Origin of the sequence: Methanolobus profundi (assembly GCF_900114835.1) — an archaeon.
Taxonomy (GTDB): Archaea; Halobacteriota; Methanosarcinia; order Methanosarcinales; family Methanosarcinaceae; genus Methanolobus; species Methanolobus profundi.
On the sequence record NZ_FOUJ01000001.1, the window covers coordinates 685,256 to 709,989 of the forward strand.

24 protein-coding genes are annotated in these 24,734 nt (G+C 41.1%); 12 read left to right on the forward strand and 12 right to left on the reverse strand.

The annotated features are described in order from the left end of the window. Positions 1 to 25: 25 nt before the first annotated feature. The gene (locus tag BM008_RS03185; protein ID WP_245747836.1) at positions 26 to 1,243 is read right to left on the reverse strand and encodes an adenosylcobinamide amidohydrolase; all 1,218 of its coding nucleotides are present in this window, start codon (positions 1,241 to 1,243) and stop codon (positions 26 to 28) included. Between the two features lie 271 nt (positions 1,244 to 1,514). Next, positions 1,515 to 1,811: an ArsR/SmtB family transcription factor gene (locus BM008_RS03190; RefSeq protein ID WP_091933076.1), complete on the reverse strand. Its 297-nt coding sequence runs from the start codon at positions 1,809 to 1,811 to the stop codon at positions 1,515 to 1,517. Positions 1,812 to 2,285: 474 nt separating this feature from the next. Here BM008_RS03190 and BM008_RS03195 point away from each other — a divergent pair, with 474 nt between their 5' ends. The 9 genes from BM008_RS03195 (at position 2,286) to BM008_RS03235 (ending at position 11,051) form a co-directional block, all read left to right on the forward strand. Next, positions 2,286 to 3,128, forward strand: coding sequence for a class I SAM-dependent methyltransferase (locus BM008_RS03195; protein ID WP_091933079.1), 843 nt, complete (start codon positions 2,286 to 2,288; stop codon positions 3,126 to 3,128). A gap of 12 nt (positions 3,129 to 3,140) precedes the next feature. Further along, positions 3,141 to 3,905, forward strand: coding sequence for an ATP-binding protein (locus BM008_RS03200; RefSeq protein WP_091933082.1), 765 nt, complete (start codon positions 3,141 to 3,143; stop codon positions 3,903 to 3,905). 91 nt (positions 3,906 to 3,996) lie between these two features. Further along, entirely contained in the window at positions 3,997 to 4,593 is a 597-nt protein-coding gene (locus BM008_RS03205; protein WP_091933085.1) for a hypothetical protein, read from the forward strand. After that, positions 4,590 to 5,861, forward strand: coding sequence for an ABC transporter substrate-binding protein (locus BM008_RS03210; protein WP_091933087.1), 1,272 nt, complete (start codon positions 4,590 to 4,592; stop codon positions 5,859 to 5,861). The genes BM008_RS03205 and BM008_RS03210 overlap by 4 nt, the downstream gene beginning before the upstream one ends. Positions 5,862 to 5,949: 88 nt before the next feature. Continuing rightward, on the forward strand, positions 5,950 to 7,071 hold the full coding sequence (locus tag BM008_RS03215) for a FecCD family ABC transporter permease (RefSeq protein ID WP_091933090.1): 1,122 nt from the start codon (positions 5,950 to 5,952) through the stop codon (positions 7,069 to 7,071). Between the two features lies 1 nt (position 7,072). Next, complete coding sequence (locus BM008_RS03220; RefSeq protein WP_091933092.1) at positions 7,073 to 7,894, forward strand: ABC transporter ATP-binding protein; 822 nt, start codon at positions 7,073 to 7,075, stop codon at positions 7,892 to 7,894. 11 nt (positions 7,895 to 7,905) lie between these two features. Then, positions 7,906 to 8,988: a FecCD family ABC transporter permease gene (locus tag BM008_RS03225; RefSeq protein ID WP_091933095.1), complete on the forward strand. Its 1,083-nt coding sequence runs from the start codon at positions 7,906 to 7,908 to the stop codon at positions 8,986 to 8,988. A 4-nt stretch (positions 8,989 to 8,992) separates the two neighbouring features. Continuing rightward, positions 8,993 to 9,772: an ABC transporter ATP-binding protein gene (locus tag BM008_RS03230; RefSeq protein WP_091933098.1), complete on the forward strand. Its 780-nt coding sequence runs from the start codon at positions 8,993 to 8,995 to the stop codon at positions 9,770 to 9,772. Positions 9,773 to 9,803: 31 nt separating this feature from the next. Then, positions 9,804 to 11,051, forward strand: coding sequence for an ABC transporter substrate-binding protein (locus BM008_RS03235; RefSeq protein WP_091933101.1), 1,248 nt, complete (start codon positions 9,804 to 9,806; stop codon positions 11,049 to 11,051). Between the two features lie 40 nt (positions 11,052 to 11,091). Here BM008_RS03235 and BM008_RS03240 read toward each other — a convergent pair whose 3' ends face one another. From BM008_RS03240 to BM008_RS03270, 7 genes are all read right to left on the reverse strand, one after another. After that, positions 11,092 to 11,892 carry an ABC transporter ATP-binding protein gene (locus tag BM008_RS03240; RefSeq protein ID WP_091934162.1) on the reverse strand — a complete coding sequence of 267 codons (801 nt, stop codon included), beginning with the start codon at positions 11,890 to 11,892 and terminating at the stop codon, positions 11,092 to 11,094. 5 nt (positions 11,893 to 11,897) lie between these two features. Beyond that, on the reverse strand, positions 11,898 to 12,851 hold the full coding sequence (locus BM008_RS03245; RefSeq protein ID WP_091933104.1) for an ABC transporter ATP-binding protein: 954 nt from the start codon (positions 12,849 to 12,851) through the stop codon (positions 11,898 to 11,900). Then, the gene (locus tag BM008_RS03250) at positions 12,851 to 13,675 is read right to left on the reverse strand and encodes an ABC transporter permease (RefSeq protein ID WP_091933107.1); all 825 of its coding nucleotides are present in this window, start codon (positions 13,673 to 13,675) and stop codon (positions 12,851 to 12,853) included. Before BM008_RS03250 ends, BM008_RS03245 begins: the two co-directional genes overlap by 1 nt. A 2-nt stretch (positions 13,676 to 13,677) precedes the next feature. Beyond that, positions 13,678 to 14,673, reverse strand: a complete 996-nt coding sequence (locus BM008_RS03255; RefSeq protein ID WP_091933110.1) for an ABC transporter permease — start codon at positions 14,671 to 14,673, stop codon at positions 13,678 to 13,680. Between the two features lie 29 nt (positions 14,674 to 14,702). After that, positions 14,703 to 16,433 carry an ABC transporter substrate-binding protein gene (locus BM008_RS03260; RefSeq protein WP_091933113.1) on the reverse strand — a complete coding sequence of 577 codons (1,731 nt, stop codon included), beginning with the start codon at positions 16,431 to 16,433 and terminating at the stop codon, positions 14,703 to 14,705. 2 nt (positions 16,434 to 16,435) lie between these two features. After that, on the reverse strand, positions 16,436 to 17,077 hold the full coding sequence (locus tag BM008_RS03265; protein ID WP_091933116.1) for an FmdE family protein: 642 nt from the start codon (positions 17,075 to 17,077) through the stop codon (positions 16,436 to 16,438). Positions 17,078 to 17,289: 212 nt separating this feature from the next. After that, positions 17,290 to 17,910 carry a flavin reductase family protein gene (locus BM008_RS03270; RefSeq protein WP_091933118.1) on the reverse strand — a complete coding sequence of 207 codons (621 nt, stop codon included), beginning with the start codon at positions 17,908 to 17,910 and terminating at the stop codon, positions 17,290 to 17,292. A gap of 555 nt (positions 17,911 to 18,465) precedes the next feature. On the opposite strand from BM008_RS03270, the gene BM008_RS03275 reads away from it, so the two are divergent. Both BM008_RS03275 and BM008_RS03280 read left to right on the forward strand, forming a co-directional pair. Next, the gene (locus tag BM008_RS03275) at positions 18,466 to 19,767 is read left to right on the forward strand and encodes a phenylacetate--CoA ligase family protein (protein WP_091933121.1); all 1,302 of its coding nucleotides are present in this window, start codon (positions 18,466 to 18,468) and stop codon (positions 19,765 to 19,767) included. Between the two features lie 75 nt (positions 19,768 to 19,842). Then, positions 19,843 to 20,691: a methanogenesis marker 8 protein gene (locus BM008_RS03280; RefSeq protein WP_091933124.1), complete on the forward strand. Its 849-nt coding sequence runs from the start codon at positions 19,843 to 19,845 to the stop codon at positions 20,689 to 20,691. A gap of 62 nt (positions 20,692 to 20,753) precedes the next feature. Here BM008_RS03280 and BM008_RS03285 read toward each other — a convergent pair whose 3' ends face one another. Both BM008_RS03285 and BM008_RS03290 read right to left on the reverse strand, forming a co-directional pair. Then, entirely contained in the window at positions 20,754 to 21,179 is a 426-nt protein-coding gene (locus BM008_RS03285; protein WP_245747838.1) for a PaaI family thioesterase, read from the reverse strand. Between the two features lie 208 nt (positions 21,180 to 21,387). Next, positions 21,388 to 21,828: a pyridoxamine 5'-phosphate oxidase family protein gene (locus BM008_RS03290; protein ID WP_091933126.1), complete on the reverse strand. Its 441-nt coding sequence runs from the start codon at positions 21,826 to 21,828 to the stop codon at positions 21,388 to 21,390. An 851-nt stretch (positions 21,829 to 22,679) separates the two neighbouring features. Here BM008_RS03290 and BM008_RS03295 point away from each other — a divergent pair. After that, a complete protein-coding gene (locus tag BM008_RS03295) occupies positions 22,680 to 24,329 on the forward strand; it encodes a PAS domain-containing sensor histidine kinase (RefSeq protein WP_091933128.1) in 1,650 nt (549 codons plus the stop codon). A 9-nt stretch (positions 24,330 to 24,338) separates the two neighbouring features. Here BM008_RS03295 and BM008_RS03300 read toward each other — a convergent pair whose 3' ends face one another. Next, entirely contained in the window at positions 24,339 to 24,734 is a 396-nt protein-coding gene (locus BM008_RS03300) for a Mov34/MPN/PAD-1 family protein (RefSeq protein WP_091934168.1), read from the reverse strand.

Sequence of the window (24,734 nt, forward strand, 5' to 3'; positions counted from 1 at the left end):
CTCCCTTATGATCTAAAATATCGTTTCAATTATTATCACTGAACTTTTTGTCTGGAGCACACTGTCCATTTTTTATGATCCATGCAGTTACGTACACCCAGTTATCAAGTATGGATTCTTTTTCATTGAGAAGCTTGTTAAATGGTGGATAGTTTTCAACCGGCAGTATCTCGGGGATACCCTTGATCAATGAAAAAGCAGCTCTCTTTCCGGCTGTTTCAGGCAGTAATCCCCACGATATCTCATCAACAATGTGAAGCACTGATGTCGTTATACTTACAAGTGCAGGGTCCTTTGAAATTGTTTTAAGCTCATCTATAAATCTACTTTTTCGATTTTCCCCGGTCATAGAGGAAGCTTCTTTCCAGTATCTGTTCTCATCGATCCCAAATCTTTCAAGTCGTACAAGCATATTACACTGTGAATAAGGTGTCAGATCAGATTGTTGTGCAAGAGCTTTTTTTGTAGCTTCAGTAACACATTTACCGATGAGTTCTCCAAGTTTGGAATGTTTTCCGGCATCATCGAGATATATGGAGCTACTATTATCAGATACCACGGCGATCATATCCGTTCCTGACCCTGTGGCTATTCCATTTGAATACTGGCTTGGGGCCATGAGTTCCTGTACTGCAACTGCTTTAGCTTCACTTGCTGTAGTGACTGCATTTACCATAGCATAATGTGGGACATTTGCATTGATGATCAAAATAGTATTGATGGTCCCGGGGATCATGGTGAACTGGCCATTTTCTTGATAATAGGATGCAGGATCACCCGGTCTTCCACCATTAACTTCAATCCCTCCTGTAATTACGGCTGTTACTTCGAGGTTTCTAAAACTATGGGTTGTTATTGCAACATTTTTCATATTGGCTGCCGTCATAAGACCAGTGGAGGTTAAAGGTTCCAGACCCAGTTCTTCTGCAATTATCGCAGCATATGCTGAAATACTCCCGCCCTCAAGTGAGGAGACCTCATGATCTACATCTGATCCGTGCATCACCTGATGATTATAGATATATCGGATATCTTCTCTATAGCCGCCATTTAACCAGGATGTAGTAAGGGTTTTTCTTCCAGGTGGCAATTCTACTATTATTGATCTCTCATGACGGAATATAAGTTCTCCACCTGATGTTTGCCATAAGAGATCTTTTGTGGTCTCTCTATCTTTTTCCATTCTATTTGACTTGTATACTCGTGATGCAACTCTATCTTTTTCATCAGTTTTTCCATTCATGTGACCACCGTTTCACAAGGTTTGTTTTTCTGAACAGTTGTGAAACCATCTGGCCAGGATCTTCGCCCCTGGTCCGGAATTACTAGGTAGCGTCTGGAAAAAGGTATATTTATAGAGTTGATTTTTCCACATATATGTTAGCATAATAACTAATATGGGGGATAGCTATCTTTTCATCGATAGTAAATTCATGGAAAATGCAGGAATTTTGCTTTTCTAAGGCAGCTATTATTAGTTCAGAAAATATGTTAATGTGGGGAATGCCATATTTTTAAATGAGAAAAAGATTTTGAAGAATATGCAATTCCATATATGATAATTCTTTGTCATTATTCATGTTGTTATCAGTTCTTTTTGTTAATGAGAACACATGACTTTTGCCATAGATATTTCTTTTAACGAGATCTGCATCTTCTAAGATGCGGATGTGTTTGGAAATACTTGTACCTGAAACTCCCAATTCACTAGCAAGTTCTGTTATGTGCATATCTTTGGCAGAGAGGGCTTGTAGTATTTTTACTCTTTTTTCGTTGACAATTGCTTTTGTAAACGTATCATTCTTACTCATATAAGTGCACCTGCATACTTTGAATTTAGTATGTGCCAAATGTAACTACTTTTCGATCAGTGAATTAACTTTTGATAAAAAATGCTGTTTATATTATATAAAATACTAAATTTTCGTTATAGTTCTTAGCTTATATCCTAAATGAGCACGTTCTCTACATCATATTTGTGTTTATAGTTATAATGAACTAAATGAAGTATTCCCTAGTTCATGTACTGATCCCGGGAAAAGTTAGTTCAAATTGATTTTGAATTTTTGCATTTGTCTTTTTTGATCCCATCTTTTGTATATTGTAACTGAGTATTTTTAAGCGGTTCACGTTGTTAATACATATATTTATATTCAATGGCTCATTGTGTTATTTTCAATAATAAAAATAACAAAAAAACAGATTAATTTTATCTTTCATAACACTCATCGGTATGATTATTTTAAATTCAGATGATCCCGGAGCACTATATGGAGGTATTTTGAATGGAACACGGAAAAATAGACTGGAATAAAGTATGGAAGGATCTCATGACCGCCCAGCAGGCAGCAAACAAAGAGATCGAGGACAACCTGTGGAATAAGAGGAACAATGCAGAGAGATTCTGGAAAAGATCCCAGGAAAACTCAGAGAGAACACAATTAACTCTGGAAGAACTACCGCTTACACCGAGATCCCGGGTATTGGATATTGGTGCAGGACCTGGAAGACTTTCAATACCTATAGCAGAAAGAGTTGCACATGTAACCGCCGTGGAACCTGCAGAAGGTATGAAATATCTGCTTCTTAAAAATATTGATGAAAAAGGAATAACCAATCTGGAATGCGTCAGCAAACGCTGGGAAGATATTGACGTAGAAAATGATCTTAATGGTCCTTATGACATTGTCATTGCATCATTCTCTCTTGGGATGCCTGACATAAAAGATGCAATTCAGAAAATGGAACAGGCTTCTTCCAAACATGTTTACCTCTACTGGTTTGCAGGAACAACGCCATGGGAAGAACATTCTGTAGGTCTCTGGCCATATCTGTATGGAACCAGTTACACCTGTGGACCAAAATGCGATGTATTGTACAATGTTCTCTACGATATGGGTATTTATCCTGATATGCATGTATTTCCACTGGAATACACTAACAATTTTGGATCCATGGATGATGCTATGGATTTCTTCAGATCAAGATACACGATCGAAACACAGGAGCAGGAAACTATTCTTTACAACTATCTCAGGGATGAGCTCTCATGGGAAGATGGTCAGATCACTGAAAAAGGTGATTCTACACGTGTCAGGATCTGCTGGGAAAAGAAAGAGAACAACTAAGGAGCTGATGTTTTGAAAATACTGATATGCGGAAAAGGCGGATGTGGAAAAAGTACATTAACAGCCTTGATGGCTCAGACAATGTCAAAAGAAGGGTACAATGTACTTGTGGTTGATAATGATGAGTCTAACTTTGGACTTCACAGGCAATTGGGACTGGAACTACCAGAGGATCTCCTGAATTATTTCGGCGGGAAAAAGGACCTCGTTGAAAGAATGAAAGCTTCTTTTTCAACTGGTGAAGAGGTTAAATTCTTTGATAAAAGATGGGAAATTGCGGATATACCAGAAGAATATGTCTCAAAAACAGACAATATTTCATTGATGTCTGTTGGAAAGATCCACGATTTTGGAGAAGGGTGTGCCTGTCCAATGGGAGTTCTTTCAAAACATTTGCTCAAGAACATAGATGTTGGAAGTAATGACATTGTTCTGGTTGACACTGAAGCCGGAATTGAACATTTCGGAAGAGGAGTAGAAGAAGGATGTGATGCATTGTTAATGGTCATTGATCCTTCCTATGAATCCATCTGTCTATCTGATAAAATAAGTAGCCTGGCAGAATCAGCTGGAAAGGACCTCTACTATGTATTGAACAGAGTAGAAGGAAAAACTAAAACGGTCCTTTGCGAAAAAGTTCCTGAAGATCGCATTCTTGCAACTTTGCCGGTAATTGTTTCTGTGTTCAAGGCCGGACTGCTTGGTGAGAAATTCCAGGTGGATGTGCCAGAGGTTAGTGAAATTTGCACTTTTTTGAAGAAGATAGATAGTACTTAAAATAAGACTGGTTTTGCAGGAGGATCCAGTAACTATTGTTTTACGACCTAATAGTGAAGATCCTGGAAAACCAATACGAAAGAGGATTATTATGTACTTAAAGCAATTTGTTGTTGGTATAAGCTTGCTGGTTCTTTTAGTTGCTACTGTTGGCTTTACTTCCTGTTCTGAGATAATTGATGTTGAACGCCATCTCCCCTCTGATCTTTCAGAGGGAGAAATAGCAGAGATCACACTGGAGATCACAGGAGAAAGTCCTTTTATGGTAGGTATAGTGGAAACTATTCCCCAGGGCTTCACTTTTCCTGAAAGTGATCAGGAGGTATCTGATTCTGGAGCATTTAAGATCGACAGAGATGCCGGAAAAATATCATTTTCAGTAAGTGACAGTAGTGAAGTCACATATTATGTGATCCCTTCGGAGGACACTGAAAACACGTTTGAAGGATACTGGGTCGATCTGCTTTATCAGACACAGGAATTGAACGAAGGAAAAGAAAGATGGATCACAGTAACTGATCCCAATTCAGCTTCGAACGTACAGAACTCCGGTGAAGATAATTCAGGAGATACTACGACCGATGTAGAATCCAGTGTGCCTGGTTTTAGTTTACTTGTATCTTCTGTTTCACTTTTTGCATGTGTTCTCTTTTTAAGGAAGAACAATTCAGGAGAGGATGAAGAATGAGCAAAATGAGGTATTTATTGATCGGAATGATAATACTTGCTTGCTCATTTTCTTCCATGAACAATGCTGTTGCTATGTATTCCACTCTTCCGTGTGATGATGGGGACGGAGTATTGACCGAAACTGAAGTTTCAGATGCAGTATGTGATTATATGCTTGAAGACAGCAGTTATACTCTCGATGAGGTTGGAGATGCTTCATATATACTTACATTCTGGGATGGAAAACCAAAAACTGTTACTGACAGTCATGAAAGAGAAGTCACTTTTTACAGGCCGGTAGAAAGAATAATAACTACAAATCCGGATAATTCCAGGTTCACGATTGCACTAGGGTATCTTGATAAACTTGTTTCCACAGATGAGTGCACATGTGACGGATGCGTACTTCCAAGAGACTCAAATGATGAAAAGATCGTTGTAGATGCCTGGGAAGCTCTCCAGACATACGATAGTGGTCAGCTTGATGATCTTCCCGAGACCAATACCCGTAAAGAGATCGATTATGAGACAATGGCAATACTTCAGCCGGATGTTGTTTTAGACGCTAAATGGTATAATCGTGGAGACCTGATCCAAGAAAAAGTGGGATGTCCATGTGTGGTTACAGGATCTGGTTTCACATTTGAAGAGAACTATGAGCAAATAGAGTTACTGGGCAATGTATTTGATGAAGAAGAAAGAGCTGATGAATTGGTTTCATTCATAAAGTCCAAAGTTGAGATTATCAGCTCGGTTACCTCTGAGATAGATGAAAGTGAAAAACCGATCGTGTATTTTGCACCAAGAGGGGCTACAAAAGGTTTCTATGATGCTGTTGAAGGAAGGGATTTTACCCGAACTGAAGCGGTATATGAATCATTGACCATTGCTGGCGGGATAAATATTGCAGAGAACTGCACGGGTGATGAGATAAATGTTGCACCTGAGCAAATTGTTGTATGGGAGCCGGAAGTTATCTTTGTTGCAAAGAATACATGGGATGGGGAAAGTGGTGTTGGTTTTGTAACTGAGACGCCCGAATTGTCAGAAATTCCTGCTGTAGAAAATGAGCAGGTCTATGATTGTTTCTATCCTTACTGCAGGGGCAGACCAATTGACCGAAGCTTATTGAATATGTTTTACATGGCAAAACGACTGCATCCGGAAGAGTTCAGTGACCTTGACATGGAAGCTGAAGGAAACGAGATCTATAAGGAACTACTGGGAGTTGATGGAATGTTCACCGAGCTTGCTGAATATCAGACCTTTGTAAAAGAAGTGTATTGAACTGCCCTGTAAAATATGATAATTTCAGGGAAGGGAGCAATTGCAACCGATCTGCATGCGAACTTCCCTCTTATTTTTAGGTGAAAATATGCTAAAGCTATTTGAAAAAATATCCGCACATAATACTGAACAGCTAAGTAGCTCTGCTAATGAGCAGCGATCCGATGCAAGGGATAACTACCAGCGCTATGTGGGACGAAAAATAATTCTCATAATTTGCATGTTCGCTCTTGTTATTTTTCTGGGAGCATTCTTCGTGACCATAGGTCCTCTTGAAGTATCGGTTCCTGAGGTCTACAAAATACTATTTTCCAGATACTTCCCTGATATGTTCGTAACAGCGGGTCTTCCTTCGCAAGTTGTCTGGAATATTCGTTTACCCCGGATCGTTGCTGGTATCATGGCAGGTTTTGGTCTGGGAATATGTGGATGTGTAATGCAATCCGTTCTAAAAAATCCCCTGGCAAGTCCATTTACACTTGGTATTTCTTCAGGGGCAAGTTTTGGAGTGGCTGTAGCTGCTGTTCTGGGAGTTGGTATAATAAATGGTCCTTATATGCTTGTAGGTAATGCTTTTTTATTTGCTATGCTGTGCTCTTTGTTCATTATTGCTCTTTCAAGTCTCAAAGGAGCTACTTCAGAAACCCTTATACTTGCAGGAATTGCAATAAATTACCTTTTCAGTTCCCTTACTGATCTGTTCCAGTATTTTGCAACGGATGAGCAGCTTCGTCTTATGGTAAGCTGGGGAATGGGAGACCTGTCTGCTTTTTCCTGGAGTAATTTCCTGCTGCTACTATGTGTTTTTCTTTTTTGTGCTCCCTTGCTGTACTTAAAAGCGAATGATCTGAACATCATGGTGATCGGAGATGAAAATGCAAAAAGTCTCGGTATTGATGCTAATAAGGTCAGAATGTTCTGTATGCTGCTTTCAAGCCTTTTAATTGCGACAATTGTCTGTTTTACAGGAACTATCGCTTTTATAGGACTGGTAGCACCGCATATGGCACGCATGGTAATAGGTTCTGATCACAAATACCTTTTCCCGGCTTCGGGTTTGCTAGGCGCATTGATCCTGATATCTGCTGATGTTACTGGTATGAACGTGATAAGACCAACGATCATTCCTACTGGTATAATGACCTCTCTGCTGGGAGTACCGTTCTTTATGTACCTAATACTCAAAAGAAAACGGAAGGAGTTCTGGTAATATGGTTACAGTGAATATTAATGAGATCTGCTTTGGATACAGCAGCACAAAAATACTTGATAATGTCTCAGTTGATATTGACAGATCAAGCTTTGTCAGTATTGTAGGACCAAATGGAGCAGGTAAATCAACGTTGCTCAAGTGTGTTAACAAACTCTTGGAACCCGGGTCAGGAATGATCATTGTTGATAATAACAATGTTCAGGAAATGAAACGAATGGAAGTGGCAAGAAATGTTGCCTATGTTCCTCAGAGTTCGAACAGAGTCTTTCCTACAACTGTTTTTGAAACTGTGATGATGGGAAGACGTCCTCATCTCGGATGGTTCAGTAATGAAACTGACAAAGAGAGGGTATGGCAGATCCTTGAAGAAATGGGTCTTGATGATCTTGCCTTACGCAATTTTGACGAACTGAGTGGAGGTCAACAGCAGAAGATCCTGATCGCAAGAGCTCTGGCACAGGAGACAGGGGTCATTCTTCTTGATGAACCCACAAGCAATCTGGATATCTGGCATCAGCTTGACGTGATGGAAAATGTACGTTCTCTTGTCAATAACAAGAACGTGACCGCTTTGATGGTCGTTCACGATCTCAATATGGCTTCCAAATATTCAGACAGGATCCTAATGATGAAAAATGGGAAGATCGTGTCTGCGGGTGATCCGGCTTCAGTACTAACATGCGAGAATATTGAAAATGTGTATGGCGTTGAAGCACATGTCCATGAGCATGCGGGAATACCATATGTTATGCCTCTTAAGCAAGTCAGAATAGCTGCTGATGCCTGCCTGATGAACCAGGAACATGAGATCAGAACTTAAGGGGAATTGAAATGTTCGAAGGTTTTAGAAAAGGCGTTCTTTCAAAGAGCGAATTCGAAGCAAATATTGAAACGTTCTCTGATATCAGAAAATATGGAGTTCTTTTCATTTTTTTCCTGATATTATTATTTGCAGCAGCATTTGCCATGTTATTGGGAGCCTATGACATCTCATTTACAGATGTCTATGCTACCATATTTGCGAATATTAACCCATATGGAGATGTTTCTGGTGTCAGTAAATTGCATAATACTATAATATGGAATATTCGTCTTCCAAGAATAATACTTTCAATAACTGTGGGAGCTGCACTTGCAAGTTCAGGTGCTGTTTTTCAGGGTTGTTTCCGTAATCCTCTTGTCGAACCTTATATTCTAGGTGTTTCATCCGGTGCTGCATTTGGTGCAGCACTTGGGATCGTTTACCCCGATGTTTTCAGTTCGGTCCAGATATCAGCATTCATATTTGGTTCTTTAGCAGTACTGGCTGCTTATATGCTTGCAAGGACACGAGGTCAGACGCCAATAATAACCCTGATACTTGGCGGAGTTATAATAGGTTCCATATTTTCAGCACTTGTATCCCTGTTAAAATACATGGCAAATGATTCAGCATTACGTGAGATCGTATTCTGGCTAATGGGAGGGTTCTACTATGCAACCTGGCAGGATGTTTTTGTCACTGTTCCGATTGTATTCATTTCATTTTTGATAATGTGGATATATTCATGGAAACTCAATATTCTGTCTATGGGGGATGAAGAAGCAAAGGCATTGGGAGTGAATTCTGAAAGGTCAAAATTGGTCGTAATTACTATTGCAACACTTGTAACTGCAGTTGCTGTTTCCACTGTTGGCATAATTGCATGGGTCGGGCTTATGATGCCACATGCTGCCAGGATGATACTGGGACCTGACAACAGGTTTGTGATTCCATCTGCTGCGATGCTTGGAAGTATCTACCTTATTGTCTGTGATACAATGGCAAGAACACTGACTACTTCAGAGATTCCTGTAGGCATCATAACATCGATAGTCGGTGCACCGTATTTGTGTTATCTTCTGCGAAACAAAGGAAGATCATTATTGGGGTGATCACATGTTGAAAGTAAAAAATATCCATTTTAATTATGGAAACACCCCGGTCCTAAATGACCTGTCTTTCAACGTTGAAGAAGGACAATTATGCGGACTTTTCGGGCCGAATGGTTGCGGTAAAACAACCCTGTTCAAATGCTGTATGAATTTCTTGAAGTATAAAGAAGGTGCTGTGGTCATGGATGGCGTGGACATTAGTGAATGCAAGATCGAAGATATGGCCAAGATCGTTGCTTATGTTCCACAGGAACATAAACCACCTTTTCCCTATCTTGTGAAAGAAGTCGTTCTAATGGGAAGGACCCCGCATCTTGGTGGATTTTTTGGCATCAGTAAGAATGATAAAGAAAAAGCATGGGATGCACTGAAACTACTTGATATTACTCATCTTGCAGATATTCCTTATAATCAGCTATCTGGAGGACAACGCCAGATGGTACTGATCGCAAGGGCGATCGCACAGGAAACACGAATTATTTTTCTGGATGAACCTACATCAGCCCTGGATTTCAGTAACCAGATGCGGATATGGGACTTAATGAGGAAAGTCAAAGAACAGGGAATAACCATCCTTGCATGTAGCCACGACCCTAATCATGTATCCTGGTTTTGCGATAAGGTGGTGGTTATGAACAGGGACGGTATCCTCTGTCAGGGTACTCCACATGATGTGATCACCGAATCCGTGCTTAACGATGTTTATCAGGATATGTGTACCGTCAGATCATTCGATGGTGTCAAAATGGTGCTTCCAAGAAGTGTTTCCAGTAGGTTTGGATAACCATAGAATATTTTTTTATAGAGGATTTAAAATGAGATTAAAGTTACAGTATATTGCAGTATTGGGTCTTTTACTGTGCATTCTGCTAAGTGTTGGGTGCACTGAAAATGTGACCGATAATAGTATTGTGGCAGAAGATGCTACAAATGAAGAACAATACAGAACAGTTGTTGATAGCCGTGGTGTCGCGGTTGAGGTTCCGGTGAACATTGAACGCGTTGCTACTGTTAGTGATGGCCTAGTCGAAGGTGTCATGACATCCATTGGTGTCCAGGATACTCTGGTTGGGGTCGGTTCGAGCTGTCTTCAACGTAATTTTAATTATTCTTATGAAACCGTTGGTGGCGAAACATATGAATATGAAAATGGGATGAACCCGGTAACATATCTTAATCCATGGATCATGGAACTTCCACTCTTTGTTTCCTCTGGTTCTGCAGTGAACTACGAAACACTTGCAAGTCTTGAACCAGATGTTGTGATCGTAAGAATTGGAAGCTGTTCCTTGCGATACATAGAGGATGAGAGTACACAAAAAAGTATCGAAACAATGGAATCACTTGGTGTACCGATAGTTGTTCTATATGATCCGAATTGTTATGATTCTCCAGATATGGCTACCATCTCTGATGAGATCAACATAATTGGACAGGTATTTGGAAAAGAATATGAAACTCAGATCATTGCCGATTACCTAGAAGAACAGGTAAGTTTTGTCAGTGAAAGGACACAGACCATACAGGAAGAAGAAAAGCCTGAAGTACTGATATTCGGTGCATCTCCAAAAGCACGCGGAGAAGGTGGAGCCGGACAGATATTTGGACTTGATACTCTTGAATCCTTCTTTATTGAGGATATAGTAAATGCAAACAATGCTTTCCAGGAAGAAGGATATTTCAAAACAGTAAGTGCAGAACACATGCTGGCATTAAACCCTGATGTTATCGTTCTATGCACAGCTTCAGGATATCATCCACCACTTGAACTTTATGAAGCACCCTATTACCAGAGCCTACAGGAGATGGATGCGATCAAGAATAGAAAGGTAGTAGCTCTCCCCTGGTCACCATGTAATTGCGCAAAAAGGCTTGAGTATCCTATAGATGTGATGGTAATTGCAACAGGAACATATCCTGAACTGTTTGAGGACGTGGAGCTTGATGAATGGCTTATTGAATTCTACCAGAATGTCTATGGTGTTGATGTTGAAACCGCAAAAGAATTACGTTCAGCACAATGGATGGAATGGACTATAGATGAATGCCCGAGTTGTTCCTGATATAGTATGATCCATGTTAGCAATAACATGGATATTTTATTTATTTATCATCAAAAGATGTATTATTAAATGTTCCAGTGCTTGCCGACAAAAGCAGTGACTTTGTGTACTCATGACAACAATCGGAGATTATCTGTTCTCTGGAACCGTATTCAACTATCTTTCCCTCTTTCATTACAGCAATATTATCTGATATATACGCTGCTGCTGCAATATCGTGTGTGATGAACATGAACGTGATACCTGTTCTTTCCTTCATATCAAGCATCAGGTTGAGGATATCAACTCCAATGGAGGCATCCAGCATGGATATTGGCTCATCGGCAATTATCATGTCAGGTTCTGTGATCATTGCCCTTGCAATTGCAACTCTCTGACGCTGCCCTCCGCTAAGGGTATGTGGGTATTTGTGAAGGAAGCTCTCAACAGGTGTGAGTCCAACAGATTCAAGAGCAAGAACGATCCTGTTCCTGTCAAAATTCTTCCTGTTCTGAATAATGCAGGGTTCTGCCACAAGTTGTTCAACTGTCATCATGTGGCTCAGTGAGTCATAGGGGTCCTGGAATATTACCTGAACAATGGGCTTTCCATTTTGTGATGAACTATTGTCGATATCGGCAAAAGAGATATTTCCTGAACCTGGCTTCAACAGACCCAGTATCAGTTTACCAAGAGTTGTCTTGCCACTGCCGCTTTCACCGATGATCCCAAGCACCTCGCCTTTTTTCACAGTAAGCGAAACATTATCAAGAGCTTTAACCTCTGGCTCATTCCTGAACATGCCTTTTCTCTTGAACACCTTGCTGACATTGTCTATTTTTATGAGGCAGGAATTGTCCATGATCATCACTCCAGATGGCATTCCATATGACATGCCACTTTCACATTACCTGTACATTCCGGAGGTCTGACCGTCCTGCATATATCTGAGACTTTGTCACAACGTTCCATGAACTCACATACCTCGTACTTCTTCAAAGTTGAAGGAGGAGTGCCTGAAATTCCCTTCACTCTTACTGGTTCACACATCAAAGGCAATCTTGAGGCCAGAAGTTTTTGAGTATACGGATGAACAGGATCGTTAAGGATCTCATCCCTTGTCCCTGTTTCAACGATCCTTCCCGCATACATGATGTAGATCCTGTCACATATCCTTGAGATCGTATGGAGATCATGGGAAATTACAAGCATGGATGTGTTCTTTTGTTGTACCACGTCCTTTAGAAGAGTTGTAATTTTCAATTGTACCGTTGCGTCCAATGCAGTGGTTGGTTCGTCCGCAATTATTAGCTCAGGAGAGAGGAGCATTGAAAGTGCGATCATAATTCTCTGTCTCTGTCCGCCACTGAACTCATACGGGCAGGAATTCATCCTTAAAGGATCGATCCCTACCATTTCCAGTGATCTTGCAGTCAACGAAAGCATTTCCTGCCGGGACATATCAGTATGAGCTTTAATTGTCTCAAAGAACTGGGACCTTATTTTCACAAGCGGGTCAAGTGCATTCATGGAGGATTGAGGTACAGATCCTATGTGTTTTCCTCTAATATTGCGCATCCTTTCCTTTTTGAGATTATCAATTCTTTCTTCCATGAAACTGATATTTCCTGACATCTCCCTGTTCCGGGAATTAATATCGAGGACTGTCATTGCAAGTGTGGATTTTCCTGATCCGGATTCACCTATCAGTCCTACGATCTCACCTTTGTTTATGTTGAGGTCCACGTTCTTGAGAACATGATGTACTCCTTCCTTTGTTGAGAAATTGACTGATAATTCTTTAACATCCAGCAATGGCATCACTTATCACCTTCCAATGCCTGTCCTACAAGTACAAAAGAAAGTACCAGCAGGGTGATACAAACCCCGGCAGGCATTAACCACCACATCCAGGCATCCGTGAAGAACACCAGCGGATATGAGATCGCATATTTTATCATTGTTCCCCAGCTTGGATATGAAGGGTCTCCAAGGCCCAGAAAAGCAAGTCCTGATTCTGAAAGTATGGCCCTGATGGATTGCATGACAATAGTTGTGATCATGATAGGATACAGGTCTGGAACTATGTGTCTTTTGATCACATACCAGTTTCCTGCACCACTGATCCTGGCAAAGTCCACGTGACCTGAGACCCTTAATGTCCTTGTCTGTGCTCGTGTGATCCTTGCACCAACTGGCCATCCCATTACAATGAGAATGAAAATAATGTTCCAAAGACTTGGCCTCAGGTATGCTGCAAGTATAAGGATCAATGGCAGGTCAGGGATCATAAGGAAGATATCGACCCCTCTCATCATGACCCTGTCTAAATTCCCACCGGTATATCCTGAAAAAACACCTGCCAGAGTTCCTATTATTAAGACACCAGAGGATACGATCAACGCAACTGCGAGGGAAGTCCTTGCTCCATATAATAGGTTACTGAATATGTCCCTTCCAACATCATCAGTGCCCAGCAGATGTTCACTGTTCGGCTCTAGCAGAGGCCTGCTCGATATATCATCAGGGGAATAAGATGTAAGGAATGGTGCTGCAATAGCAATGAAAATAAAAGAACAGAGTATAGCAAGTCCGCTAATACCCTTTGGGCTTTTTAATCTCTGGACCACTGTTATTTCGTGCATTTTCACTCCTGCCCTGCTCTTCCGTCAATAAAGGAACATGCAATATCAGCTGCATAGTTACATGCCAGCACTACCAGTGACATGAAGATGAAAGCTCCCTGAAGTACCGGATAATCACGTTCTATGAATGAATTATACACCAGCATTCCCATTCCCGGATACGAGAACACGGTTTCGATAAATACTGCACCTGCCACCATAAAACCAAGCATTGCTGCTATCTGATTGATCACAGGCACGATTGAATTGATGAGTATATGTTTTTTTATTGTCCGTTCTTTAAGTCCTCTGGACTCTGCCATGAGCACATATGGTTTTCCAAGTTGCTGGACACAGACATTCCTCACAAGCAGGTATGTACCCGGCATTTCAAATGCAGTAAGGCAGAGCATTGGCAATGTAAGATGAGAAAGAATGTCCATTGCATGGTCAATGGGTCCTGCATAATCCATGTATGGGGTTATTGCTCCTGAAGTTGGGAACCATCCTGTTTTGTATCCGAATACAAATATCATAATAGCTCCGAGGAAAAATGCAGGTATCGACCTGAAGAATGGCATTATTACAAGAAGTGCATGGTCCAGTTTTCCTCCGCGTCTCCAGGCAGATTCAAGACCGGTCATGATCCCAAAGGTCGTTGAAAGCAAAAGAGCAGTGCCCATGAGCAGTATTGTCCACGGAAGCCTTCCAATCAGAATGTCAACTACCGGAACATTGTAGAATATGGAATGACCGAGATCAAAGTGGAATGCATCTGAGATGTAATGTATGAACTGAATATGAAGCGGATCGTTGAGGTGATAGTAATCCATCAATTTGTATTTCATTTCCTCATCAATGACCACTGGCAGATCTGAGCCCTGGCTGCCTGTGATACTGAGCAATGGTCCTCCGGGCATGACCCGGGGAAGAAAGAAATTAATTGCAAGGATCAGGAAAAAAGTGATGGCATACTCCAGTCCTCTGGATATTATATGACCAGACCTTTTCCTGTCCATTGTCCTTTATCTCTCCTGCTTGATCCTGTCTAGCGCTTCCCGTGACGGATCAGAACAAAGGCACATGCAAGGATCGCAACAGAGCCGAGTATTCTTATACCGGCAACTGAACTCTCTGTTGTTCCTTCAGCAGTATCATCATTGTCCCCATTCCATGTTCCATAGATGAAAACAAGTTTGTTGTATTCGGTTGGTACTCCGCCACCTACTCCGCCATCCGTGTAGAAGAAACCGGTTACTGTGTCCTTGCTGGTTGCACTGTAAACGTTCCTGTACATGATGGGGATCGTTGGGACATTGTCAGCTACAAGGACCTGCATCTCATCAACAAGTTCCTTACGCTTATCTTCATCCATTGTGCTCATCTGCTCTTCTGCAAGGGCCATGTACTCTGAATTGTTCCATCCTGTTGATGTCGGGAATGAGTTCAGCATTCTGGCAGGATCTGTGGATGTGCCATGTGAATAGATCGCAAGATCAAAGTTACCTGCACCAACCAGTCCGTCAACGGTCTTGGTGTCTCCTGGTTTAAGAGTGATCCCAATACCAATTTCTTTCAGGTATGTCTGGACAAGTTCTGCGATCCTCTGGCTCTGCTGGTCAGATGAATATAATAACTGGAACTCAAGTGGATTGCCTTCTGCATCCAGTCTTACTCCGTCACTGTTAGTTTCGGAATACCCTGCATCATCCAGCATCTGATTAGCTGTATCGATATCATATTCATACTGAGCTACATCAGGATTGTACCAGCTTGAATAAGGAGGAACGTATCCAGGATTTCCTTCAATTCCACCACCATGGAGCACCCTGCTTTCAATATCTGAACAGTTCATAGAATAGTAGATAGCCTGACGAACCGTTGTGTCATTTAGTATTGTGTTCGAAGGGATGTTGAATCTCAGGCGGTAGACCCAGTAGCCTGGTCCGCTGATAACTTCCATGTTGTCAGACTCATCAAGTGCCTGGACCTGATCAAGAGTAAGACCGGATTCATCCACTTCACCTGTCTTCAGGGAAATAACAACATCGGATGTTTTGACATAGATAAGAGTATCAATTATTGGCTCTCCAAGGAAATAATTCTTGTTAGCTGTGTATTTGTAAGACTGCTGGTCTGTGTCATAATCTTCAAGAATGAAAGGTCCTGTGCCTATTGCAGCCTCATCTTCCATATATTTACTTGGATCCTCCACATTCTCCCAGATGTGTTCTGGCATGATCGGGATGACCGCTGCAACCTGTTGCATAAATGGTGCGTATGGATAGTTCAGTGTGATAACAACAGTATGATCATCAAGAGCTTCAACACTGTTTATGACACCGGTGTTGTACCAGCTTGAACCTATTGGACTTATTGATGCCTTTCCTTTGATGTAGTCCATTGTAAATACAACATCATCTGCTGTGAATGGTTCACCGTCATGCCAGTTTACTCCTTCTCTCAGGTGGAATGTCCATTCCAGACCGTCATCGGAGCTTTCCCATGACTCCGCAAGCAGGCCTGTGAATTCCCCTGATCCCTCCGGCCATACGAGTGTATCAAAACAGTAGCTTGTCATTATGTAGCCGGGACCACGTGGATAGAATGTCAGTGGAGAAGGAAAACCCCAGTCTGCGGTTGAACTTGTGCCCCAGCTGGCAGTAAATACTCTTTCCTGGCTGCTATCATCGCCGGAAGCGGATGCAGGTACGAATAATACTGTGCTGACCAGAAGTAAAGAGATGAAGAGAGAAATTGATATTTCACTCAATTTCATCCTTACCATCCTCTGTTGTATTCTTCATAACATGGGATGCAGGTATATTCACCATTCTGGATCTTTGCTCTGGATTCTGCCATCATTTCACCGCATTTGCTACACTGAAGAGAATTGAATATCCTTGCTTTTCCCGGTATCTCTGCATCAACGAATTTGACCTCGAACATCTCGTCAACAGGAGTGTTCCTCATTGTTACTGAGATGCCATCCATTCTTTCCCTGAATTCCTTTGCCTCTTCATCAGTTGCAGAACCTGACATTACTTTAGGACGAAGTTCACTTACTTTCGGGTCGATGTTGTCAATATTAAAACTGGCTTTCAGAGCTACTCTAACAGCTTTTTTACTGTCACGACAGATGAATGTGAATACCTGTTTTGCATGGTCCTTGTAAATGAGATTACCTTTTCCTATTGTGCAGCCTGTAAGTACCTGTACTGCATCAACTCCGCAGGCATCATTCTCCACAATGGTGACAAGTTCCTCGTCAATATCTCTTTCTGTTTCCAGCGCTTCTATACCTGCTTTTGCTGCAATGTAGCCAATGGTAAGCCCCGGACATACGTGTCCGTGGAACTTTGCAGCATCTTCAAAGGAAGCAATTTCTCTTGTAGTGTTTTGGGTAGAATCTTCTGATGACATGATAATCACAGAATGTAAAATACAATAATACATTTAATAGTTTTCGTGTTATTTGTTTTTACTTATTTCTAATAATAATGTCTAAAATGTGATGTGGTATTAGTTTAATGCCATTATAAGTTGAATAATATTTGAAACGTAATATCAAACTTACTAATATATGAATGAAAAAAGAGAAAATAGCAGATCGACTTGAATTACTTTACGAACTATCAGGGAGAGCTATTTTCCTCATACATTTTAGCAAGAGGATCTTTTCCTTTCGGGAACATTGCTCCAAATGGTTCGAATTTCCCAAGTTCTTCAACCGTACAAAAATGCATTCCTTTGTCTGCTCCCATCATCATTAAAGGACGGGCTTTGTTCACATTGCACAGACCATCCTTTCCATATACCTCATCAGCAACTTCAAGATGGACAACTTTACCCATTATCAATATGTAATTCGTCTCTTCATACATCTTGAACAGTTCACATTCCATCCAGGCATAACATCCTTTTATTCCAGGAGCTCTGATTCTTTTAGAGGGCTTTTCCTCAAGGCCTGCTATCTCAAACTCGTCTTCATCTGCTGGAAATGCTCTGGCTGTTGGTATGACCTTGTCCGCAAACTCATCACCTGCAAGGTTGACAACGAATTCTCCTGTATCCCTGATATTATCAAGGGTATCTCTTCTTTTTGCAGTTGCTATACATATGAGGTCAAGGGGCCTGAGCACTGGCATTATACAACCATATGGAGCAATGTTCCTGATGCCATCTTTACTCATTGTAGATATGAAAGCAACTGGCAAAGGCATTACTGATTCTCTTTTGAAAGGTTTTAGTTCCATTGTGTTCACCTTTGAAATGTGTGGTTACTTATCACAATACAATATATAATACTTATTTGTTGTTATTTTTTTATCAATTAGTAATATTGATATACAAAGAATTCCTATTATGGCATGAGCAGGTCAAATAGGGTAGTAAAGTAATCAAGAAGTTCTCCAAAATGATCTACATGTCAGCTTAAGTAAATGGCTCATGAAGTCTTATTTGATCTGTTCATATTGGCCAATTAGTGTACCACTACCTTCCGGAGATTGGCCAATTCTCCTATGCATCGATCATATTCTCAAAGGAACTTCCAGTCCGGCTGCATAATTATTGTTCATCAAAGCTACTACTACTGTAACAAATATTGATTCTAGTTCATCTTAACCATTATATTCATGTAGTATGCATGTCATGTTGGCGCATACCTTAGTATACACTTCAAATATTCACATACCTCTCTGGATGTTCAAATCAAGTCCTCTTGCTGACGAAAAGAATATGTATTTGCAAAAAGGTTTAAACACTGAAAGATGTACTCCTAAGAGAGGATATTTTGCGGAGATTTTCCTATGAGATACTGGCAGCCAAAATACGAGACTATGAAAAAGGACGAACTTGCCGAATTACAACTGAAACGCTTGAAGAAGACGGCTGCAGCAGTCTATAATAATGTTCCTTTTTACAAAGATAAGTTCAAACAGCTTGGTATAGGTCCTGATGACATCAGGTCACTGGATGATATAAGCAAATTACCGACGACCAGAAAGACAGACCTCAGGGACAATTATCCTTTCGGGCTCTTTGCTGTCCCGAAAAAGGATGTTGTGAGGATACACGCATCTTCTGGTACCAGTGGAAAGCCAACTGTTGTCGGTTACACTAAGAATGATATCGAGAACTGGTCAGACCTTATGGCAAGGAACCTCACAATGGCAGGTCTTGACAGTAATGATGTTTTCCAGAACGCTGTTAACTATGGACTCTTCACAGGTGGTCTTGGTTTCCACTATGGTGCCGAAAGAATGGGTGCCATGACCGTGCCAAGTGGTACCGGAAATACTGCAAGACAGCTTGAAATGATGATAGACTTCGGTGTTACTGCAGTTCATTGTACTCCTTCTTATGCTCTTTATCTTGCTGAGACTGCCAAAGAGATGGACATCGTTGACAAACTCTCCCTCAGGGTAGGTTGTTTTGGTGCTGAACCATGGTCAGCCAATACCAGAAAACAACTTGAGAATGCTCTGGACATAAAGGCCTATGATTCCTATGGTCTCTCTGAGCTTATGGGTCCCGGAGTTGCTTTTGAATGTGAGGAGCAGGATGGGCTTCACATATGGAGCGACCATTTCTATGTAGAGATCCTTGATGAGAATGGTGAGCAGGTTGCAGAAGGTGAGAAAGGAGAACTTGTACTCACATCCCTTACAAAGGAAGCATTACCAATTATCAGATACAGGACCGGTGACATTACAAGATTGCTTGAAAGCGAGTGCTCCTGTGGTCGTACAACACCACGTATATCAAGGCTTCTGGGAAGGGCTGACGATATGCTCATTGTCAGAGGCATAAACGTGTTCCCGTCACAGATAGAGGATGTAATTGTAAACATTCCTGAGGTCACAGAGCATTTCCAGGTCATCCTTGACAGGAACGCCAAGATGCTCGATGAGATCACTGTGAGGGTGGAGCTTGATGATAATGCATTTACAGGCGAGCTCAAAGACCTTGCTGCTGTTCGCAAACATGTTGAGAACGAACTTAAGAGTGTGCTCAATATCAGGACAAATGTGGAATTGACCGAGAAAGGTAATATCCCACGTACAGCAGGTAAGTCTAAGAAGGTAATTGACAAAAGGGATGCTCTGTGAGCATATCCTTTCAATGATCCTATCTATTAATTCTATTTATTATCTTATTGTAACTATCTCTTAAAGGTGAAATGTATGCCACATGTTATGGAAATACTTGGAAAGGCCAGAGTTGTTGTTGAGAATGGAGAAGTTGTAGAGGTAAGCGAGCCACTTATTAGTTGGTGTCCTATTTTTGACAAGACACGTGGTATTACTGAGATCACTAAAGAAGAGATAAAGAAGAATATGGAATTCCGTATAAGGGATTTCGGGCTTTTCACCAGCAAACGTCAACTTGACATGGATATCTTTGTAGGTTTCGGTGCATCTGAGACCATGATGACAGGTCTTAAACGTGGACTTCTTGATACAACGGTCACTGCATGTGATGGTGCAGGCAGCGTTATTTCCAATAATCCAAACCTCGTACAGGGAATGGGTGCACGCATCTCAGGTCTTGTTGAGACCGAACCCATCGATGAGACCATCAATGGTATAAATGAACGTGGAGGCATTGTCCTTGATCCTTCAACTGCCAGAGTAGATCCTGTTGCAGCTGCAAGGAAAGCAGCAGAACTCGGTTATAAGAAAATAGCTGTGACCGTGGTCTTCCCGGAAACTGCAAAACAGCTAAGGGAACTTGAAGCTGAAATGGATCTTGAACTTACGATAATTGGTGCACACGTTACAGGCATAGGCAAAGAATTCGCACAGGAACTTCTGAATAACGTGGATATCGTTACCAGTTGTGCTTCAAAGAACATACGTGAACTTGTAACACCACTTGTTCAGGTGGGAAGTGCAGTACCACTTTTTGGAATTACACAGAGAGGAAAAGAGTTGCTGCTTGAGAGAGCAAAGGAAGTTGAAGCTCCTTTATTTGTAAGTTCTGCAAAACTGCCTTCATTGCCTGAAGAAAAACAGCCAAGAGAACTGGTTTGATCCCAGTTATCTCAGTTCTTTCTTTATTTTTATAACTCTGATGATCTCGTTTACAGGGATCATCATTCTTCAGGAATATCCAGTTTGTTCTTCTTCCTGTAGGTCATACCATTGAATATTGCAACCGTATCTCCCTTATCGTCTGTTATATTCACAACATAGGTTGAGATCTTCGGGTTGATGGATGTTTCCTTTGCCTCGGCATAAAGGTTTCCTTCAAATGCGGCTTTAACAAAGGATATATCAGCATTGATAGCAACAGCAACGTTCCCATAGGAGTTGGATGCAGCGGCAAAGGCCATATCTGCCAGTGTGAAGATGGCACCACCGTGTACCGTTCCCAGGATATTATGATGTCTTTTCTCGATCTTCATCTCTGCTTTAGCATAGCCTTTAGAGACCTCGGTTATTGTCATGCCGGAATTTGAGGCAAAGCATTCCTGTGAGAAGTATCTTTTAATATCTTCCATATTTTCCGTATTATCCATATTCTTCCTCATTTGAATGATAATCTCTCTTCTGTGTTCTTCTGGTACTTAGCAATTATCCGCATGATATGTCAGGTGTATCTCACCTGTATCAATGGCAGTTCCCTGAAGTAGTGAATAAAGATGAAGTAGCATGATAAGAAAGAAATGATGGCAGGTAAAAAAAGTATAATGATCATCTCCTGCCAGAAAAATGATGGCTGCACTATCAATAGCTTACCATATCACGGTGAGCGAATCCCTTTGTGTAATCAAGGTAATACGCTTTGACCGGCTCTACTTTGAACAGAACGTGTTCGACCTCTGCTGGAATGTCTTTGACGAAAGGGAATTTCTCAAGCATTATGTCGAATACCTTGCCAGTTTCTTCTTCATCGGTAACGATAGAGGCCTTGCCTTCCATCTGAACACCTGTGATCTCCATGACATTTACTTTGTCATCATCCACTGTATAGGCCACAAAAGGGTTGTTCTCTATATTGGTAACCTTACGTGTGGTCTTTGCAGTGCTAAAATAAACGACTGCACCATCAGATGCATAGGCTACGGTATGTACCATTGGTTTACCATCCTTGTCCACTGTCCCAAGGTTCAACCAGTCATGGTCTTTCAGGCATTCTATTATCTTCTGTTCGATCTCTTCTGACATTTTCTTACACTCCCATATGTTACTAACAAATAAATTATGATGATCTATCTTAAATATCTTTTTAGATGCATGTTATTTGTAGGTGTGTCTGATGTTATTCACAACATATTTGACTATCTGTTGAACAATTATTCAATGCCGATCAGTGTATACTCATACTATTAATGCCTGGTCCTGTCTGACAATATAGTTCGTAAAGATACAAATAGAATGATTAATCATGATAAATAGCAGAAACATTTATATGCTTTCAAATGTATGTATATCATGATAAAACATGACAGAATATTACGCTACAAATGATCAGTACAGTTTTGGTACAATGTTCGTCTCTCTCACAGTCGCTTTGTTGACATACTATTCATTCCTTCACTACCATGGTGTAGTCTAAGGTCCAAATTGTACCACACAGAATTAAGAATGGGTCTAGTCGGGAATAAGTGTAGAAAAGAGCAAATGGATAATCCATCATCCATTTGCTAACTTTTCAATTGTGTGGCAGTTGATTATAAGTAAACCCCTATTTCGTATCGATCATCAAATCTCTCTTTAACCATATAGTCCCCCATATGAACTATTCTTTATGATAATTCCTGTTTTGAATGCTTAACTTATCTGGAACAGAGTATACTTGTTCTCCTATGCTCATTTGTGATATATGCTGCCTGATTTTTTAATACAATTATATTTTAAGCAGATATTTTTGGAATCAACACAAAAAGTTTATATAGTTCAAGGTAATTGCTTATTCAGTAAAATTTAAATGTGCATCTGATCATACGTTGATATGAATCACATGCCGGTCACTTGCTGACCGGAAATATGATGCGTGGAGTACGGGGGTACTAGCATTGATAGATAAGAATATGACAGATGATCCTGACGTTTCAGACAGGTCTGATCATCTAAAAAGAGAATTATTTCAAAAGACAGCTCTACTTTCAGGCTTACTTCGATCTGTACCTGACCTTGTTTTCTTCAAAGATACAGATGGCGTATTCCTTTCATGCAATGAGATGTTCGCACAGTGTATCGGCAAACCGGTCAGCGAGATAATAGGTCAGACAAGTCATGATCTGTTTGACAGGAACCGTGCAGATTTCTTTCGCTCAAATGATAAAAGGGTCCTTGAGACCGGTCAGTCCTCAAAAAGTGTGGAATGGATCGATTGTGCAAGCGGGGACCGTATACTTCTTGAGACATATAAGACCCCCATTCTTACAGAAGAGAATGAGCTCATTGGTGTTGTAGGAGTTGGGAGGGATATCACTGAGCGCAAGCATGCTGAAGATGAATTACAGGATAAGAAGAATGAGTTGTTCCAGATAGTCAATGGAAGTCCCATACCTGCTTTTGTGATAAACAAGGACCATAACATCATCTACTGGAACAGGGCATGTGAAAAAGCAACAGGTATCAAGGCACATGAGGTAATAGGTACCAGGGATTCATGGATGGCCTTCTACAAAGAAGAGCGTCCGGTGCTTGCTGATCTTGTAGTGGATAATTCTCTGGAGAACATCGATAAGCTCTATGAGAACAATAAACTTACACCATCCTTTGTTGAAGGTGGATATCAGGCAGAAGCTTTCTTCCCATTGCTCAACAAATGGATACTTCTTACAGCTGCACCTATCAGAGATCATAACAATGATATAATGGGTGCGATCGAGACATTGCAGGATATCACTATCTCCAAGCAGGCCGAAAAGGCGATACTTGATGCAAAGATGCTTGCAGAGAACACTTCCCGTACAAAGAGCGAGTTCCTTTGTAACATGAACCATGAACTGAGAACCCCATTGAACCTTATACTGGGATATGCTGATCTGCTCCTTGCCCAGGAGACCGGTCAGCTAAATGAAGAACAGAAACATTTCACGGAGATCATCAAATTTGCAGGTTCGCGTTTTCTTGATCTTGTAGACTCATTGATATATATTGCTGAGATCGAGGAAGGAAAGATGGAACTTGATATCGAGATGTTCTCACTTCCGGCCATGATGTCCGATGTAAAAAGGATGCTTGGTCCAAATGCTTTCAAGAAGGGTGTGAAACTGGAATTCGATATAGATACCCATGTAAGTGTTGTCTACGCTGATAAGTCAAAGATCAAGACGATGTTACATCATCTGATAAGCAACGGGATAAAATTCACACCTGCAGGTGGTACTGTCTCTGTTATTGTAAGACAGAATGAGAGTAATGACCTTCATATGATAGTAAAGGACAATGGCATCGGCATATCAGAAGAAGACCAGAAAAGACTATACAATGCCTTTGTACAGCTTGATGGTTCTCTTAACAGGAAGTTCGAGGGTACAGGTCTTGGACTGAGCATTGTCAAGAAGTTCGTTGAAGTACATGGAGGTCACATCGATCTGGAAAGCGATCCTGGAAAAGGAAGTACATTCGAAGTGATACTACCTTTGTCCGATCAGGAACCTGATAATTCCATGAACAGTATCTGTGATTATAGTAGTTTCCCGGGTGAACACTGAGTTCACCTTTCAGACAAGTTCATCATCCTCTATCTCAACGTCCAGCACATCCAGTGATATTTCCTCACCGCTGCCGCTGAAACATTTCCAGTTATCAGGGCCGAATGGATGACCCACTATTATATGGTGGTTCCCTGTTTTGCTGAACAGACGCAGATCTGCTTTTGAAGGCCTGATCACAGAACTTGGGTGACTGTGTACAGAACCCACTGCTGAGATATTTGGCATCATGAAGAGCTTAAGGACCGCATTGACCTCACTGGACTCAGTTCCCGGAAGGATAAGAATATCGGTTATGATGCCGTCCTTTGCCTGTAAAAGACCAGCGAACTCATTAGGAAATGTTGACTTGCTGGCTTCCATTATGAAGTTCAGTGTCTCCCTTGCAATTCCCTTGATCATCAT